This is a genomic window from Vibrio sp. 2092 (genome assembly GCF_033339635.1).
Classification (GTDB): Bacteria; Pseudomonadota; Gammaproteobacteria; order Enterobacterales; family Vibrionaceae; genus Vibrio; species Vibrio alginolyticus.
Genome location: NZ_JAWOUY010000001.1, coordinates 556,537 through 573,060 on the forward strand (window position 1 = coordinate 556,537; position 16,524 = coordinate 573,060).

Annotated in this window: 16 protein-coding genes and 19 tRNA genes; 26 read left to right on the top strand and 9 right to left on the bottom strand. The window is 37.5% G+C overall.

The annotated features are described in order from the left end of the window. Positions 1-9: 9 nt before the first annotated feature. Entirely contained in the window at positions 10-816 is an 807-nt protein-coding gene (locus tag R7P80_RS03285) for a hypothetical protein (RefSeq protein ID WP_045595363.1), read from the bottom strand. Between the two features lie 52 nt (positions 817-868). Continuing rightward, positions 869-1,222, bottom strand: coding sequence for a hypothetical protein (locus R7P80_RS03290; protein ID WP_052697569.1), 354 nt, complete (start codon positions 1,220-1,222; stop codon positions 869-871). A gap of 206 nt (positions 1,223-1,428) precedes the next feature. Between R7P80_RS03290 and R7P80_RS03295 the strand changes: the two genes are divergently transcribed. The 4 genes from R7P80_RS03295 (at position 1,429) to R7P80_RS03310 (ending at position 4,580) form a co-directional block, all read left to right on the top strand. Then, positions 1,429-1,698, top strand: coding sequence for a hypothetical protein (locus R7P80_RS03295; protein WP_318096670.1), 270 nt, complete (start codon positions 1,429-1,431; stop codon positions 1,696-1,698). Between the two features lie 129 nt (positions 1,699-1,827). Continuing rightward, positions 1,828-2,235 carry a LexA family protein gene (locus R7P80_RS03300; RefSeq protein WP_038129655.1) on the top strand — a complete coding sequence of 136 codons (408 nt, stop codon included), beginning with the start codon at positions 1,828-1,830 and terminating at the stop codon, positions 2,233-2,235. After that, on the top strand, positions 2,232-3,491 hold the full coding sequence (locus tag R7P80_RS03305) for a Y-family DNA polymerase (RefSeq protein ID WP_045595365.1): 1,260 nt from the start codon (positions 2,232-2,234) through the stop codon (positions 3,489-3,491). The genes R7P80_RS03300 and R7P80_RS03305 overlap by 4 nt, the downstream gene beginning before the upstream one ends. A gap of 51 nt (positions 3,492-3,542) precedes the next feature. After that, positions 3,543-4,580 (top strand): hypothetical protein, encoded by a 1,038-nt coding sequence (locus tag R7P80_RS03310; protein ID WP_045595366.1) that lies wholly within the window; start codon positions 3,543-3,545, stop codon positions 4,578-4,580. A gap of 53 nt (positions 4,581-4,633) precedes the next feature. On the opposite strand, the gene R7P80_RS03315 is transcribed toward R7P80_RS03310, so the two are convergent. The 4 genes from R7P80_RS03315 to R7P80_RS03330 all read right to left on the bottom strand — a co-directional run bounded on the left by R7P80_RS03315 (position 4,634) and on the right by R7P80_RS03330 (position 8,400). Continuing rightward, on the bottom strand, positions 4,634-6,223 hold the full coding sequence (locus tag R7P80_RS03315; protein WP_318096671.1) for a phosphoethanolamine--lipid A transferase: 1,590 nt from the start codon (positions 6,221-6,223) through the stop codon (positions 4,634-4,636). 111 nt (positions 6,224-6,334) lie between these two features. After that, positions 6,335-6,694: a diacylglycerol kinase gene (locus tag R7P80_RS03320; protein ID WP_020331849.1), complete on the bottom strand. Its 360-nt coding sequence runs from the start codon at positions 6,692-6,694 to the stop codon at positions 6,335-6,337. 150 nt (positions 6,695-6,844) lie between these two features. Then, entirely contained in the window at positions 6,845-7,399 is a 555-nt protein-coding gene (locus R7P80_RS03325; protein ID WP_318096672.1) for a hypothetical protein, read from the bottom strand. Then, the gene (locus tag R7P80_RS03330) at positions 7,396-8,400 is read right to left on the bottom strand and encodes a hypothetical protein (RefSeq protein WP_229623732.1); all 1,005 of its coding nucleotides are present in this window, start codon (positions 8,398-8,400) and stop codon (positions 7,396-7,398) included. Before R7P80_RS03330 ends, R7P80_RS03325 begins: the two co-directional genes overlap by 4 nt. A 75-nt stretch (positions 8,401-8,475) precedes the next feature. Between R7P80_RS03330 and R7P80_RS03335 the strand changes: the two genes are divergently transcribed. The 20 genes from R7P80_RS03335 (at position 8,476) to R7P80_RS03430 (ending at position 11,817) form a co-directional block, all read left to right on the top strand. Continuing rightward, entirely contained in the window at positions 8,476-9,324 is an 849-nt protein-coding gene (locus R7P80_RS03335; protein WP_020331845.1) for a hypothetical protein, read from the top strand. Between the two features lie 549 nt (positions 9,325-9,873). Then, positions 9,874-9,960, top strand: a tRNA-Leu gene (locus R7P80_RS03340). Positions 9,961-9,969: 9 nt separating this feature from the next. Beyond that, positions 9,970-10,060, top strand: a tRNA-Ser gene (locus R7P80_RS03345). Between the two features lie 5 nt (positions 10,061-10,065). Then, a tRNA-Leu gene (locus tag R7P80_RS03350) sits at positions 10,066-10,152 on the top strand. Positions 10,153-10,190: 38 nt separating this feature from the next. Continuing rightward, positions 10,191-10,281, top strand: a tRNA-Tyr gene (locus R7P80_RS03355). Between the two features lie 52 nt (positions 10,282-10,333). Then, positions 10,334-10,424, top strand: a tRNA-Ser gene (locus R7P80_RS03360). A gap of 5 nt (positions 10,425-10,429) precedes the next feature. Further along, a tRNA-Leu gene (locus R7P80_RS03365) sits at positions 10,430-10,516 on the top strand. A 9-nt stretch (positions 10,517-10,525) separates the two neighbouring features. Beyond that, positions 10,526-10,613: transfer RNA gene (locus R7P80_RS03370), tRNA-Tyr, on the top strand. Position 10,614: 1 nt separating this feature from the next. Continuing rightward, positions 10,615-10,699, top strand: a tRNA-Leu gene (locus R7P80_RS03375). A 40-nt stretch (positions 10,700-10,739) separates the two neighbouring features. Continuing rightward, positions 10,740-10,829 (top strand) — tRNA-Ser (locus R7P80_RS03380). A 7-nt stretch (positions 10,830-10,836) separates the two neighbouring features. After that, positions 10,837-10,912 (top strand) — tRNA-His (locus R7P80_RS03385). A gap of 5 nt (positions 10,913-10,917) precedes the next feature. Next, positions 10,918-11,004 (top strand) — tRNA-Leu (locus tag R7P80_RS03390). Positions 11,005-11,010: 6 nt separating this feature from the next. Further along, positions 11,011-11,101, top strand: a tRNA-Tyr gene (locus R7P80_RS03395). 8 nt (positions 11,102-11,109) lie between these two features. After that, positions 11,110-11,186 (top strand) — tRNA-His (locus R7P80_RS03400). Positions 11,187-11,194: 8 nt separating this feature from the next. Beyond that, positions 11,195-11,287: transfer RNA gene (locus R7P80_RS03405), tRNA-Ser, on the top strand. A 5-nt stretch (positions 11,288-11,292) separates the two neighbouring features. After that, positions 11,293-11,379: transfer RNA gene (locus R7P80_RS03410), tRNA-Leu, on the top strand. Positions 11,380-11,388: 9 nt separating this feature from the next. Further along, positions 11,389-11,476 (top strand) — tRNA-Tyr (locus R7P80_RS03415). A 1-nt stretch (position 11,477) separates the two neighbouring features. Continuing rightward, a tRNA-Leu gene (locus R7P80_RS03420) sits at positions 11,478-11,562 on the top strand. A gap of 40 nt (positions 11,563-11,602) precedes the next feature. Beyond that, a tRNA-Ser gene (locus R7P80_RS03425) sits at positions 11,603-11,692 on the top strand. Between the two features lie 39 nt (positions 11,693-11,731). Then, positions 11,732-11,817, top strand: a tRNA-Tyr gene (locus R7P80_RS03430). 100 nt (positions 11,818-11,917) lie between these two features. Here the strand turns inward: R7P80_RS03430 and R7P80_RS03435 are convergent. After that, positions 11,918-12,187, bottom strand: coding sequence for a hypothetical protein (locus tag R7P80_RS03435; protein ID WP_318096673.1), 270 nt, complete (start codon positions 12,185-12,187; stop codon positions 11,918-11,920). Between the two features lie 200 nt (positions 12,188-12,387). On the opposite strand from R7P80_RS03435, the gene R7P80_RS03440 reads away from it, so the two are divergent. Both R7P80_RS03440 and R7P80_RS03445 read left to right on the top strand, forming a co-directional pair. Beyond that, positions 12,388-13,032: an HAD hydrolase family protein gene (locus tag R7P80_RS03440; RefSeq protein ID WP_172668480.1), complete on the top strand. Its 645-nt coding sequence runs from the start codon at positions 12,388-12,390 to the stop codon at positions 13,030-13,032. Positions 13,033-13,035: 3 nt separating this feature from the next. Further along, the gene (locus R7P80_RS03445) at positions 13,036-14,124 is read left to right on the top strand and encodes a cysteine protease StiP family protein (RefSeq protein ID WP_020331841.1); all 1,089 of its coding nucleotides are present in this window, start codon (positions 13,036-13,038) and stop codon (positions 14,122-14,124) included. A 398-nt stretch (positions 14,125-14,522) separates the two neighbouring features. On the opposite strand, the gene glyA is transcribed toward R7P80_RS03445, so the two are convergent. Both glyA and R7P80_RS03455 read right to left on the bottom strand, forming a co-directional pair. Next, complete coding sequence (gene glyA, locus R7P80_RS03450) at positions 14,523-15,758, bottom strand: serine hydroxymethyltransferase (protein WP_411979028.1); 1,236 nt, start codon at positions 15,756-15,758, stop codon at positions 14,523-14,525. A 104-nt stretch (positions 15,759-15,862) separates the two neighbouring features. Then, positions 15,863-16,336 carry a hypothetical protein gene (locus R7P80_RS03455; protein ID WP_045595376.1) on the bottom strand — a complete coding sequence of 158 codons (474 nt, stop codon included), beginning with the start codon at positions 16,334-16,336 and terminating at the stop codon, positions 15,863-15,865. Positions 16,337-16,524 lie beyond the last annotated feature (188 nt).

A 16,524-nucleotide genomic window follows, 5' to 3' on the forward strand; every position in this document is an offset into this window, starting at 1 on the left:
TTTTCCTAACTACATATTTAGCGCAAAGTCTTTTTTTACTTTCAATTTTGGCGTGTACTCATTCATGATTGTGCTGAATCTATTTATGGTATCTGAGTACTCATTGTATTTTTCAGGCCAATGACTAACTGCAAACACTTCCGCAAATGCTTCTGAAGACCCACTAAGAGATTCAGTAAACGAGTATTTGGTTGTCCTATACCAATCATCAGAGAACGATTCAGGTAATCCAAACTTATTCTCATATCTATGACCAAGCTCATGAACCAGTAAATATCTCATATGACCATATAATTCATTATCAGAAAGTGACGTGTGTTTAATTAAAACCTCATCATTTTCTGAATCGTATTTAGCTAGAGATCGAATATCCTTAGCACCAACAAAAGAAATTTTCACACTTCCTTCCATAGCTCTGGCATGGAATCCGTCTAGTGAATTTATTGTTTGAACCAAATCTTTGCACTTCGCAAGAAATGCCTTTTCAGAAAGCGGGCTTTTGTTCGAAAACTCAATATTTCTGTATTTAAAAACATTATTTTTTTCGCTTTTAATGAAGCTGTCCACTATGTTCTCTATTTCTATTTCGTCCCAATACGTAAGCACGGCTTTGATATTGCTACCATGAAGACCATATTGTTGAAACATATCAACTTCACTTTTAATACTTTTTAATTTTGACAAGTTTTCTTTTTGCCCCTTTGGACATCTACCAGTTAAAGGAAAATGCTCTATCCACTCTTTCATTTCATGGATTCTAGATTCATTGTAATCAAGAAGGCTCTTACCTTTTTCTTTTAACTCTTCTTTATTCATTTTTTCAGCCAGACTTTTTATTTGTTAAATTATATCACACTTTTTCAGCTAGCTAGAAAGAGTAATTTATAGATAGCATATTAGCATCGCCAATTTTACTCATGCCGATCTTGAATCCAAGCTCATCACCAATGACGGTTCCTACCGCGCAACCAACCAAGTTCATCACCATGTCATTTGTATCAAATCCACCGTAATCAACTTCGTCGTACAGTTCTTTTGCCACACCTACTGCTGCGCAAGTATAAAATCCAGAATCCTTATCTTCAAAGAAAGACTGCGAAGCAAATCCTATCGCGGTAGACGCACCAAAATGTAATATTTTGTCATCATCGACATTTGCTGATAGGGCATTTGATGCGAATACAAGTGATAGTGACAATGTGAGCGTCTTTAATATTTTCATTTTTAATCCTTTATTGAGTATTTAGGCTTGATTTTTGACTTTTTTCTGTCAGTATCTTTTTTTAATTAACAAACAAAATCATTTTTTTATTCAATCATTATAATATCTATGAGAGCTACAGATCTATGAATAATATTGATATTGAAGCAGTAAAATCGAACCTATCTATCTATGCAAGAGATATGCTTTCAGACCGTAGAAACTTCATGGTTTTTCTACTGCTCTCTTCTGCTGATGAACAATGTATATTATCCGAGCATCCTCTAACCCCTGACAACTTCCTATCTATCATTGATAATTATGTCAGCGTCTACGCCTATGTATCGGATTCTCTCAACAACAGCCCTGGTTCTTCTATTACACCTAGTCCAGAACTACTCAATATCGTCAAAGAATATGTCGGGGATGTACCATTCTCGGTCAGAAAGAATATTTCAATCCAATTAAAAGTAGAGAAAACCGTTTCATTTGGCTAACGGTAAGGAAACAATTGATGATTGTCTGCTTAAGCAGACTTCATATTACAATTTCTGATGTTTTTCATGTTTGCAGTTACAGGTTCGTGATAGTACACTTAACACTGTGTATCTATACAGTGTTTTATCATGAACATCATCCCATTCAAAGCTTCTGCTGGAATCACTGGGTTCGAATCCCCAGCCAATGATTACCATACTTCGTCACTCAGCTTAGATGACCTCCTAATTCATAATCCTAACTCAACCTGGATAGGCTGTGCCAACGGCGATTCTATGGAAGGTGTGGGGATCTACAATAATGACCTTATAATCGTGGATAGAAGCAAAGTGGCAACTCATCATTCCGTTATAGTCGCGACACTGAATGGCGAATTTGTTTGTAAAATATGGGACGAAAAGCGACATCTACTGCTTTCCGCTAACGATAAATATCAAGCTGTCCCTGTTACCGAATACGACTCTTTTTCTTTCGAAGGGGTTGTTATACATTCTATCCGCAATCACTCTCAATCAACATTGGAGCTGTTTAAATGACCTATGCTTTGGTTGATGCAAATTCATTTTACGCGAGTTGTGAATCTGTTTTTAGACCTGATTGGAGAGGGAAACCCATCATTGTGTTGAGTAACAATGATGGTTGTATTGTTGCGGCTAACAGGCAGGCAATCGAGTTAGGAATAAAGAAATTTGAACCCTACTTCAAAGTTAAAGATATGTGTGAGCTTAAAGGCATCATAGCTCTTTCATCAAACTACGAGCTTTACTCCGACCTCTCAATGAAAATGATGGGGGTAATTGGTAGGTTTGCGCCTGAGCAATATATATACAGTATTGATGAGTCCTTTTTATCATTCAAAAGGACTTATCCCGCAATTCCATGCTTGCTAACTCATTGCATGAACTTGAGAAGGACTGTTTGGAAAGAGTGTAGACTACCTGTAGCTGTAGGGGTTTCTAAGACGCTTACACTAGCTAAGATTGCGAACCATGCTGCTAAGAAGTTGGGGTATAGAGGGGTTTGTGTACTTGAAGAAAATAAGGAAATTGAAGCTGTTTTAAAGCAGCTTCCCGTTTCTTCTGTATGGGGCATAGGAAGTCAGCTATCATTCAGAATGAAGTTAATGGGAATTAATACTGCTTGGGATTTGGCAAGCGCCCCAATTGACAAAATTAAGAGAAACTTCAGTGTGGATGTTGAACGAACGGTTAGAGAACTTAATGGTCAGGAGTGCTTATATTGGGACTCAGTTCGTCCAGCTAAAAGGCAGATTTTCTCAACTAGAAGTATGGGAGAGAGGATCACAGACCAGATTAGCCTCGAACAAGCGTTGACTAAACACGCTTGCATAGCTGCAAAAAAAGCCAGAGAACAAGGTTCTTTGTGCAAGACAATCATGTTTTTTGCTGGCAATTCACCACATGATGAATCACACCGAAGCTTTAGATTTTTACATGAGTTCACGTTTCCAACTTCTGATTCCCTTCATCTTTCACAGGTAGCGACACGCGCAGCAGAAGCATTATTTCAAGAGGGTATTCGCTATTACAAGATTGGTGCTGGCTTGATTAGCCTTATTGATGGGAAGCACTATCAAAATGACCTTTTCAACGAAACACCAGTTAATGACGAATTGATGCATGTACTTGATTCTATAAACCACAAATATGGATCTGACACCCTTTTCGTTGGGTCTCAAGGTATCAACCCAAAGTGGGGAATGAGAAGGGATATGCTAACACCTCGATATACAACACAGTGGAGCGATATCCCAAGAATAAAATGCTCATAACTTAGTCAGGAATGGTATAATTGAAAAAAATCATAATAAATAGGTTATGCAATGAGCATACAAAATGAAGAAATGACTAAATGGCTTATCCTGTCAAAAATTGAAGAGGACAAAAATACATTAGGTGTATTGGATGGAATATCCAAACATCCGAACATGCTTTCTTCAGCAGAAGATAAAACCATTTTTTTCCATGAATTCAGAAAATATTTTCAGGTTGAAAAAGACGATTATGATCTTGTCGATGAGCTGCATAAAAAAATCTCTGACTTTCATTTTTCAGAACAAGGTGATTCTCTTTTCGTAGGCATCAAATTCGAAAATTCCATCATATCAATTGGAATGAACGGCTCATTTTCCATAGTAAAACAAACAGATAATGGGTTTGAGTTTACTAAGCATAGCTATGATAGATACAAAGGATTCATATCTAAGGTGCTCTCAGACATGCATAAAGATATGATTGATTTGTCTCCAAAACTAAAGGTTAACCAAGCAATACGTGCGGCAACTAATGCTGAAAACCTTAGAAGAGAGTTGCGAATAAAAAATGTTCCTCCTATGCCTGAAGATTTTTGGGAAGCAATACAGCGATTAGCCGATTATTCGGAAAACTTTCAGGAGTTCCAAATCCTATTAAGACCAAATATGGATGATATTAGTGATCGTTGTTTAACTCGCTTAGGTAGAGCTTCAGAAATTTTAGAGCGTGACCCTGACTTACTTAGTGATGATGATTATGAATTCACCGTATATCGCTGCCTTCCAGCAGGAAAAGAAATCGAAGCTGGTGATTGGGTTACAACCGATATCGAGTATGCAAAAGCTCATATATCAAACGTAAAGGGCGAGTGGGAAATCATTGAGAGGTCAATTGCAGGAAATGAATTGATAGTGGGAGCAGATCCACTTGAGATGTATTACGCACCAAGAAGCATTTGGGGTGACTTACGGTCAATTCAAGATGTGTGGAAGTCTGTTACATATCGAAAGCCGATGAAATATGAATCTATGGAACGAATTGTAAATCGCGCTTTAAAGGAGCAAGGACTTACCTCTAAAGATGTTAGCGCTGAATATTCAATCTAAAGAAAAAAGACTGAATCTAAGGCTAAGATTCAGTCTTTTTGATTTCATGAGATTTAAATTCTACACTCAGAAATAAAACTCTTTTCTGGATTGATATCTTTTGTTTCAACACCGAAGAAATCAATTAAGCTATGGAAGAAGTTATCATGAGAGTAGCTATTTGATGCAGCTTTTTCTCTCAAGCAAGCTTCATCAATACCTTTAGCCTCTGCATACCCCTCTCCCATCCATAGTAGTAAAGGAACTTTCGTTTGCTCTTCTGGAGCAAGTACGTATGGGGTTCCGTGTAGGTATAGACCATTCTCTCCAAGTGACTCACCATGATCGGACAGGTAAAGCATAGCTACATTGTACTTATCTTGATAAGACTTAAGCTTGTTAATAACTTGGCTTAAGAAGTAGTCTGTATAAGCAATAGTGTTGTCATATACATTCACGATTTCTTCATCGGTGCAGTTCTCAATATCACTTCGATCACAAGAAGGAGTAAATTGTGTCATGCTTGATGGGTAACGCTTGTAATAAGTTGGACCATGACTGCCAATTGTATGAAATGCAATCATTTTATTTCCTTCTGAAGATAAAACTTTATCGTCAAAACCCTTAAGCATTACTTCATCATAACAGGTAAGCCCATCACAAAGTTGCTTATCAGATGATGGGTCGATTTGAATTAGCTCTAATCGTTTCGCTACAGCTTTATCACCACCATCATTTTCATACCATGAGATAGAGACATCGGCTTTAGAAATAATATCCAATGCGTTACTTTGATTGTTAGCAACATCTTTCTTATACCCGTCTCTATCCATATTAGAGAACATGCATGGAAGAGAGTGCGCTGTTGCAGTTCCACAGCTACTTACGTCCTGAAACGAGATAATGCCTTCACCTTTTGTATACTTGTTGGTATCTCGCTCATAGCCATTGTATGCAAAATTCTGTGAACGTGCTGTTTCACCTACCACTAAAACAAACAAAGTCGGCTTCCCATTAGATGCTGAGAGCATTTTAGCATCCTCACCTAATTCTTTGAATGGTAGTTGCTCTTTAGGGAAAACGGTATTCTTAATGTATCGAGTAGAATAATAGATGTGAGTAGGAACAATCATCTTGTTTAGATACTTATTGTTTCTACCTACAGACGCGTAATCCTTGTAAAACAGAGCCGCTAGAGCGGCAATACCAACTACTGCTACTACTAGCCCTACTGCTCGGTGAATCATACGTGTTTTTAGAGGCTTGTCAGTATCGATTTTAACCAATGCGATAAGGATTGAAGGCACAATACCTGTGAAGAACACGTACATTACAGAACGCATGTTTACATATGAAGCTGCTTCACTTGAATGTGTTTCGAAGATATTTTCAATCATTCCATAATCGAAAATTACCTGGTACGTGTTTGTTGCATAACAAGCGGCTGCTGACGAAATAGTAAACAGGATAAAAACAGGTCTGAATACAAACTTAAATCCAAATGCTGAAAAAATGATGAAAAATGCAAATGACAGCAATAATGGTGAAGTGTATGAGAACAGATGGCTTTCTGAACCTTTCGTTAGCTCAATAAGTTTTGAAGTAACAGGAGTATTCAGAACAAAGCCAAAGTACAATGACATAATTGCAAGAAATGCTGTCATTGAGATCTTATATTTTTCCCTTAGCGATGAAATGCTAAAGGAAGCAGGTGGATTAACTGCTTCTGTAGTCAACTTTACTTCCTCTTTTTTAATTTTTTTAATAAATAAATATTACGCAAATAGAACGGCAGACCAAGTTAGAGCGACTAGGACTAAAGCGAAAAACACCGCAGCGGAACCAATATCTTTTGCACGTCCACTTAACTCGTGAATTTCAGAACCAACACGGTCTACTACTGCTTCGATTGCAGAATTGAGCAGTTCTACAATAATTAGAAATACAACAGAACCCACCAGCATGAATTGCTCCATTACTGTGAAGTCACCAAAGACTGCAACCAAAACAGAAACAGCTAGAGCAAAGAACTCTTGTCTAATAGCCGCTTCATGAGTGAATGCTGCCTTAATGCCTTTAAATGAATAACCTGTTGCTTTATATAATCGAAAAACGCCAGTATGCCCTGGTTTCATTGTATTACCCTTCCTTTAAAGAATTATTACATAATACTGATTTCCAATTAATTATCAATACCTTGAATACATTATTTTGCATGGTATTTTTTAATCAATAAAACCCGTCATATAGACGGGCTTTTAATCGTTAAAAATGATTAGATTTGTTTAATGTGCGTAAGCAAGACCTGTGATTTCTTCTGCTTTTTTCACAAAATCTATTCTTGATAGGTTATTTCTTAAAATATCAAAAAGATCTTCTTTTATTACATTGTTTAGCATTGACTTTATGAAGTCATAAATATTTTTTTCATTATGAAAAATAGACCCTTCACAATGACCTAAAACACTTTTCAACTCACTGCCGATCATTCCAGAGCAATATACTAGACATTCCTGACATTTTGTTGACGCCAATTTTTCGACCATGCTATTGATTTCCCAGACATTTTCCTGATAACTTCTCGACCTAGATAGCTTATTAAAAACATCTGGCTCAGTTGATAAAACAGACATAGTAAACTGCCGCATATGCGATAGCACCACCTCTTCAGATATTTTATTAACTAATAAAATGTCGTTTAACTTCAAATTGCGACTTGAATCAGCCCACAGAAGCTGATCAATCTCTTTCTGATTTAGATAGTTAGAAGAGTTTTTTTGTATCGCAGACATCAATTCTTCTTTTGATTTGTAGTTAAAAATGCTTTGAACGATATTCATGACTTAACTCTTTTTTTTCTTTTTATTAAACCAAGTTGTATATTGAGATTTTTATTCTCTATTCGATTACCATTAATAAAGGTGCTGATATATAGAGGATCTTCTCTCTTTAGGTGCTTGAACGCATCCTGGCAGGCAAAAGTGATTTCTGCTGGGGGGGAATATCTACAAGCAAGTGAACTATAAAACGATAACTGGCTTGAAGCCTTGTGAAGCTCTGTATAGAATCCTTCATCAGCTCTAGTGTTGATAAAGTATAGGTAATTATCACCAATTCTAATGTCAAACTCCACACTTAGTGTTTTGTCATTTAAGTCTGCTATCGATTTTTCTAATTTTTCAATTTCTGCTTTAATCTCTTTAATCGATACAATTTCCATCTCATCGTTCAGATACGCGACATCCTCATCTGTTACCCCGCGAGATTTCATTAACTCGATTTCAGACTTCTTGTTATTAATTGATCTTTTAATTCCTTCGGTAGCATTGAAGTCAAATCTCAAAGACTGTCTATCAACAAATTCGACTGAATGTTCATCAATAAATTTTTTATAGTATTCATTCAAATTTTCGCGATCATACTCATCTACACCATCAAATCGCATTAGTCCAGAAACAGAACTTCTCAAGCAGTCTCTAAATTTTTTTGTATTTCCTTCAAATCCACTAACAAACTCAATGATGCCAAGGTTTAAATGCAGTCTTCTGCTACCATTCTTCTTAGCAATTGAAACATAGTATCGGACGCCTTTAATTAAATCGCTTCTATCCCATCTATAGGCACGGTTAAAGATAACTGGAAACTTTGATTTTATGGTTAAAATACTGCCTTTTCTAGAGATTACAGTATCGCCCCCGTCCGCCTTTATTTCTTCGTTCGCTTCTTTGATTTGCTGATCAATATCACTGCCTCTAAAATTACAGTTCTTATCGATTTTTATGGCTATTTTATTGGATTTTACTTCATATCTTCTATACTTAGAAATTTCATCAATATTCATTCTTCTTTCTCTTTATTTTCTTTTGATTGTTAAATATTATATGCATTTAACGAATGCAAATAAAGAATAAAGTCCATGAATTATAAGAACACGGTTACGATTTTAAACAATTTTTCCCATAACACTACAATTGAATATTTACTAACAAATTTGTCTTCAAGTCATTTTGAGCCAGATGATTACAGCCACCTTAAAAGCTTGAAAAATCTTAATGTTGGTCAAGCGATACTAACTCTGTTGGAAAAGGGGTGTGAAGATGGAGACCCATACTGTATTGATGTTACTGTTTCTAACTATCTAGAGAAGAAACTAACAAGAGAAGCTTTACCGTTAGTGCGCAAACACCGAAACACTAAAGATATTGATGTTGCTATTGCTTGCGCTAAGGTTGAGTCTTCACTTGGGTATTTAGGTGACTCAATTAAGATATTGCTAGACCATAATATCAATTCATTTAAAACATGTAGTCATCTTTATACCTTCACCATCATCAACTTTGCTTCAGCATTTTGCCAAAAATCAGATGAAAACGCGTCAACATTAGAAATCGACTTGGATCCTACTACACTAACTCTTGTAGAGTGCGCTGAAAAAGATATTGATGCCGAGTTTATACATCAGGTGACTAAGTTCATGGTATTTTCAACCTGGTTCTACAATAACGCTCAGAGGATAATCAATAGTTCTGAAGATTTAGGTATTGATGTTTCTACATTAACTATTGATGGTGAAGACTTCTTAGGTTCATTAGCAACTGTCACAAAACTTGTTGGTGAATTACCTAAGTTATGTTTTGAAGGGACACTAAAAGAACAAAAAGAAAAAATATTTGAAAAAAACAAGCTTCTTGATTCCAAGCGTATCTCGTTGATTAATCTATGGAATTTCCTATACTCGACAGATGAAAGTAAAAGTTTTCATTAAAAAGTTTATTTTTTTTCGATTTTTGGGTTGACGAAGATTAAGTTTAGTTTTATATTTTAATCATCGAAGCACGGGAACAGATTCCGATGCGTTTTTAAATAAGTTTTTGAGGAAATGAAAATGTTACATTCATACTTACATCTAAGTTATCTATCGCTTTATAACTAGGTTGTGTTGCACCTGTCAGGTTCAGCACACGCTCCCTGGCAGAAGTATGAGTTTTCATTTCTGTAAATCTATAGACTGAATCTATAAGTTCAATCTATATCGGGGAGACTATAACTAGTCTCCCCTTTTCGTTTTGGTTTGTTTTAAATTTAATTTTATACGGTTTAATTATGTCTTACTTATCGCATTTACATTATTCACTAAGTTATTCACTGCTATCTACGTAGCATTGTGACCAGATACGTATACCTGGAAGCAATGTAACTAGAAGCTTCCAGACCTATCGTATCTATGATCTGCGATATGTCTATAAGGGGGCTTCTACGGAAGCCCCCTTAGTGTTTTTAAAGTCAATTAAAAACTAGTTGATTTTCAAAACATGCTCTTGTGGCGTAATTGGTAGGCGCGGAAGGTTGAGAGCCTTCTAGTGGAAACACTGTCCCAGTTCAAATCTGGGCAAGAGCACCAAGTAAATCTGGAGAGTTGGCAGAGCGGTTGATTGCAGCAGTCTTGAAAACTGTAGGTCATTAATAGTGATCCGAGAGTTCGAACCTCTCACTCTCCGCCAAATTTGCTCATATGGCGTAATTGGTAGGCGCGGGGGATTTAAAATCCCTTGATTGAAAAATCGTTCGAGTTCGAGTCTCGATATGAGCACCATTTTAAATAGGAATGTTTTTTATATTCCTTAATATATTGGATGTGTAGTCACGTATGGATCGTGAGTGGGCTGTAACCCCACTGTGTGCGAAAGCCACCAGCAAGGTTCGATTCCTTGTACATCCACCAGAATATTGGTGATAGTGGTTGAGAGCGCAATTCCCTCTATCACCCAAAATTTGGAGAGTTGGCAGAGCGGCTGAATGCACTCCCCTGCTAAGGGAGACTGTACTAATAGTGCAGCGAGGGTTCGACCCCCTCACTCTCCGCCAAATTTGCATCTATGGCGTAATAGGTAGGCGCGGCAGGCTCAGAACCTGCTAGTGGAAACACTGTACCAGTTCGACTCTGGTTAGATGCACCAAAACAAATTGGTTGAGTAGCGAAGTGGCTAAACGCCTCTGACTGTAAATCAGATCTCCCATTGGAGTTCGAAGGTTCGAATCCTTCCTCAACCACCATGCTGACATGGCGTAATTGGTAGGCGCGAGAGATTCAAAATCTCTTACCGTAAGGTGTCTGGGTTCGATCCCCAGTGTCAGCACCAAATTCTAAAGAGCATTCAAGAGTGTTCTTCAGAATTTAATAGAGGATTGGCTGAGCGGCGAAAGCAACAGTCTTGAAAACTGTAGGATGTTAACAGCGTCCCAAGGGTTCGAGTCCCTTATCCTCTGCCAAATTATGGTGACGGTAGTTCAGTGGTTAGAATTTCTGGCTGTGAACCAGAAGGTCGCGAGTTCAAGTCTCGTCCGTCACCCCATATCTGCTTCTATGGCGTAATAGGTAGGCGCGGTAGGTTGAGAGCCTGCTGGTGGAAACACCGTACCAGTTCGACTCTGGTTAGAAGCACCAAATTTCGGGTGTGTAGTCACGTATGGATCGTGAGTGGGCTGTAACCCCACTGTGCGCGAAAGCCACCAGCAAGGTTCGATTCCTTGTACACCCACCAGAATACTGGTGATAGTAACTCAGTTGGTTAGAGTCCCTGATTGTGATTCAGGAAGTCGAGGGTTCGATTCCCTTCTATCACCCCATTTACACTGGAGAGATGGCAGAGCGGCTGAATGCACTAGCTTGGAAAGCTAGCAGGCGCAGAGAATGCGCCTCGCGGGTTCGATTCCCGCTCTCTCCGCCAAACTTGCATCTATGGCGTAATAGGTAGGCGCGGTAGGTTTAGATCCTACTGGTGGAAACACCGTACCAGTTCGACTCTGGTTAGATGCACCAAAACAAATTGGTTGAGTAGCGAAGTGGCTAAACGCCTCTGACTGTAAATCAGATCTCCCATTGGAGTTCGAAGGTTCGAATCCTTCCTCAACCACCATGCTGACATGGCGTAATTGGTAGGCGCGAGAGATTCAAAATCTCTTACCGTAAGGTGTCTGGGTTCGATCCCCAGTGTCAGCACCAAATTCTAAAGAGCATTCAAGAGTGTTCTTCAGAATTTAATAGAGGATTGGCTGAGCGGCGAAAGCAACAGTCTTGAAAACTGTAGGATGTTAACAGCGTCCCAAGGGTTCGAGTCCCTTATCCTCTGCCAAATTAAATGGTTGGATAAATCATAAATCCCGCTAATTAAGGGTAGGTAGCGCGTAAGTGGAAGCGCCCTGGACTGTAAATCCAGTGTCTCAGACCTTGGAGGTTCGATCCCTCCCCTGCCCACCATTTTTAAAATGCTGATATGATGGAATAGGCATCCATAATAGGCTGAGATCAGATATCTTACTATATTCGGGTTCTAATCTCGATATGATAGGCATTCATATCAAGGTAACTTTTTATTAGCTTTAATATTTAAATGCTTTTCTGCTAATCCTCTAATTCCGTTAAGAGTCACACCAGCACTTAAGATTGTGATTGAAGACAACCCCAAAAACACCAACGCTTCAATCAATAGAGTTGATTTTTCGAATGAATGAAGAATTGAGCACATAGTGATAGCACTCAAACTCAATCCCAAAAGTCCAGAGACAAAACTTAGAATATGATCATTTTTAATCACTTCTTTTCTTGTATTTTCTATATACTTAATCATTAAAATTCATACCTTTCATCTTTTCATTGACAGCGAACCAAAAAAACATATAATTCATGAAAATCTTAATAATCAAATAAATAAAGGTAAGTATGATTTATTGTTTTAGTGACTTAGATGATTCACTCTTTCAGTCTGCGCATAAGTGTAGCGTTGATACTGAAAACTGTAAACTCGTTTCATTTAAAGAAAATGGCGACATGCAAGGTTTTAGCACTCCTGCTCAGCAACAGTTTATTGATCTTATCAAGCAAAACGGCACTCTGATCCCAGTAACCGCAAGAACCGTTAATAGTTTTAATCGTGTTTCAATGGATTTTGACTCATACAAAGCAATCTGTCATGGAGCAATCGTTCTTGCGCCGAATGGCGCTATTGATCCTGAATGGAAAGAATACTTGGAAGATCAAATTAGTATTCATAATGAAAAGTTTCAACAGCTTGTAGATCTAGTTCGAACATTAGTTAATGAGATTAATATTCAGCCAACTATGTTTGGCGTGAAGGAAAACTACGGTTATCCCTGTTACTTTAATTTGAAAGTCGAATCAAAAGACTCAAGTAAGCTAGAAAAGCTATTCTATCATTTTCATAGCTTTGTTAACTCAAACAGAGAATTTGATGAGTTCGCCATTCATTGGAATGACAGAACATTTGACATTTTACCTCCGTACACCAGCAAAGCGAAAGCAGTAGAGTTTATTTATAAAAAGCTTGGAATCACAAGCAGTGACCTGGTATTTGGTCTTGGTGATTCTCTCAGCGATTTACCATTCATGAATCAATGTGATTTTTTGATGATTCCGAAAAACAGCCAAATTGTAAAAAGAAAAAATTTAGGATAGAACATGAACAAACCAATGCAAGGTTCTTACAAAGAGAGTGATTGCTTATTTTTAATGCAAGAAGTACAAGTCAAGTTTGAAACGGCTGAACAAAGAGAAAGTAAAGTTCAATCAGGTATTGTCCATTACTCCGAAAAGGTAGGCAATGAATCACCTCCCACTGAAGCATACAGCAATCTTTTCTATGAGATGATGGAAAAGTATAAGGGGCGATTAGCGACAGAAGTTATGTCTTTAGCTAAAAAAATTGTTTCCAATCGTTCAACATACGGTACGGTAGATAATCCTATCGTATTACTATCTTTAGCACGAGCAGGTACACCAATTGGCGTTCTCCTGAAAAGAGCACTTGATAAGCTTCAAGTATCTTCTGTTCATTACAGTATTTCAATCATTCGAGATAAAGGCATTGATGAAGCAGCTTTAGACTACATTGTTCAGAATTATGACGATGGTGCTGCGGTCTTTATCGATGGCTGGACTGCGAAAGGCGTTATTACCAAAGAGCTTCACCAAGCTGTAGAGAAATACAATGCATTGAAAGGAACCAATATTCCGAAAGAGCTTTTTGTGATTAGTGATATTGGTGGTACTGCTGATGTGACAGCAACTTACGATGATTACACAATGCCTTCAGCATTGATGAACTCAACTGTGTCTGGTCTACTGTCTCGCTCTGTTTTAAATGATGAGATCCTTGCTACTGGTGGATTTCATGGATGCGTTGTCTATCGACACTTAGCAGAGCACGATCTCTCAAATTGGTTTATTGATGAAATTGATAAGCTTATGGATGTACATTCAGTTTGTGATGATGTTGTTGTTTCAAAAGAAGAACGTCAACTGATTACTAAAAAGTTTATGAATACCATCATGACTGAATACTCGGTATCGAACATTAATCGAGTTAAGCCTGGTATCGCTGAGGCTACACGCATTATGCTTCGTCGGACACCAGATCTTTTAATGGTTAAAGACATGCAACATGTGGATACTGCACATCTGGTTCAAATCGCAATTGAGAAAGGTATTGAGATTGTGGTTATTGAAGATATGCCATTTGGCGCTTGCTCAATCATTCGTGATTTATAGTTCAGGGAAGATGAGAGTGAAAATGGCTAAATGTAAAAATCTCGAAAACTCAATAACATATTGTTTAGTTGTGGCTCTTTCATTCAGTATTTTCGCGCATGTTTTCGTTAGTGTTGTTTATGGGATTTGCAATCCTGAATCAATCAAAGAAGATTCACTTCTTAAATATAATTTCTTCTCTCTTTCCCAAGGCGAAACTAACATGGTCTGGGCTATCACATCAGGTATTATGCTCATTATATCAGGGTATAGACTATTAGCACTCGCCAGAGGAAAGTAAACAAGAGCTGAAGCTTAGTTAATTTTAAGGCACCACATGGGAAAGTGGTGCCTTTCTATAACTAGAATCAATGAAATCTTATCTCATTGGGACATTAATATTTGTGCCGTATCGAGTATCAATACACTGGATATTGCCTACAAATATTTAGCATTTTTTCTTTTACCTTAAGAATGACACTTTCATCACCCTTACTATCCAAAATATCTGCAATTCCATCGCCTATTACATCCATTTCATCTAGACCAAAACCGCGTCTCGTTACGGCAGGCACACCAATCCTAAGTCCAGATGTTACAAATGGAGACTGGGGATCGTTAGGCACTGAGTTTTTATTTAGTGTGATGTTCGCTAAACCAAGAAGGTGCTCAGCTTCTTTCCCTGTAAGTTCTTTATTCTGTAAATCAACCAAAAACATATGAGACTCTGTGCCATTCGAGACAATTTTATATCCACGCTCTGAGAGCTTTCTAGAGAGTCTTTGTGCATTATTCAATACGTTAGACTGATAGGTAGTGAATTCTTCGCTCATAGCTTCTTTGAAGGCTACAGCTTTAGCGGCAATGACATGCATCAAAGGACCGCCTTGAATACCAGGGAAAATTGCAGAATTTATTTTTTTACCGATGTCTTGATTATTTCTCGCAAGAATCAAGCCCCCTCTTGGACCGCCTAGTGTTTTGTGCGTTGTTGATGTTACAACGTCAGCTACATCGAGTGGGTTTGGATACAATCCAGCAGCTACGAGTCCCGCAACATGAGCCATGTCAACCATAAGCAAAGCGCCAACTTCGTCAGCGATATTTCTAAATTCAGTCCAATTTGCGATCTTTGAATATGCAGAAAAACCTGCAACGATGAGCTTAGGCTTATGCTGGACTGCTAGCTTTCTTACTTCCGAGTAATCAATGAATCCATCATCATTTAAACCATAGCCAATAAAGTTGTAATTCTTACCTGAGAAATTAACGGCAGAACCATGTGTTAGATGACCACCATGATCAAGTTTCATTCCTAAAACCGTATCACCAGGGCGTAAAATAGCTTGATATACAGCGGCGTTGGCTTGAGAACCTGAGTGAGGTTGAACGTTAGCGTATGTTGCATCAAAAAGCTTCATGGCTCTTTGCACGGCTAATGATTCGATATTATCAACGAACTCGCACCCTCCGTAATAACGCTTGCCAGAATATCCCTCAGCATATTTATTTGTTAAGCATGACCCCTGAGCTTCCATGCAAGCTTTGGATGCATAGTTTTCAGATGCTATAAGTTCAATATGATGCTCTTGTCTTTCTTGTTCATTATTGATTTGAGAAAAGATTTCAGGATCTGTATTTCTTAAATTATTCATAATGGTCTCTTTTATTATTTGTACGCAGGATATTATACCATCAGATAGATTAAATTTGAAAAACAATCCCATAAAACCCACAGTTAGACTATTTTATAAACAGTTTATTTTGACAATAGACTTCGACATTTTTCTAAAGCCTGCTTAAAACTCAAACCTTTAAAAGACTTATCTTTAGCACTTTTGATTGCACAAACAAGTTCTTTATCATCAAATTTTTCAACTGCCGAATGAACCTCATTGAAGCTTGCTTTATATGTTCTGATAACAGCATTGTTCCTACTCAACATTTGAACTTTAGAGATGTTTTTAGGACTGTTATTCGTACAATAGTGGAAAGCATTATCGGCTTTCCCTTCAAAAAGCCTATTCTCTCGCAATCCTTCAGCGCAAACGATAGTGGAAGCTTTATTGTTACTACAGTAGTCTAATCGTTCTTTTAGGTTTCCGTAGAATTCTTTGTGATTAGATAGACCTGACTCGCAATCAATGATATCTAAGGGTTTTTGAAGAGCGTATGAATTGAAAGAGATAATTCCAATTCCCACACAAAATATGGATCTTGCTATTGATTTCATTTTCTTATTCTTTATTTATTATTATTAATTAAATTATTTTTAAGGAATAATATATCAATGGTGACAAAAAATCAAAAATTGCACCATTGCTAATCAAGGAATGTTAACTTTCAACTCTAGATTACAGAAATGTTTGATGTGAACTCAATAATCACTATAATGAAAATAGTTCAAAGGTAACGAGACAA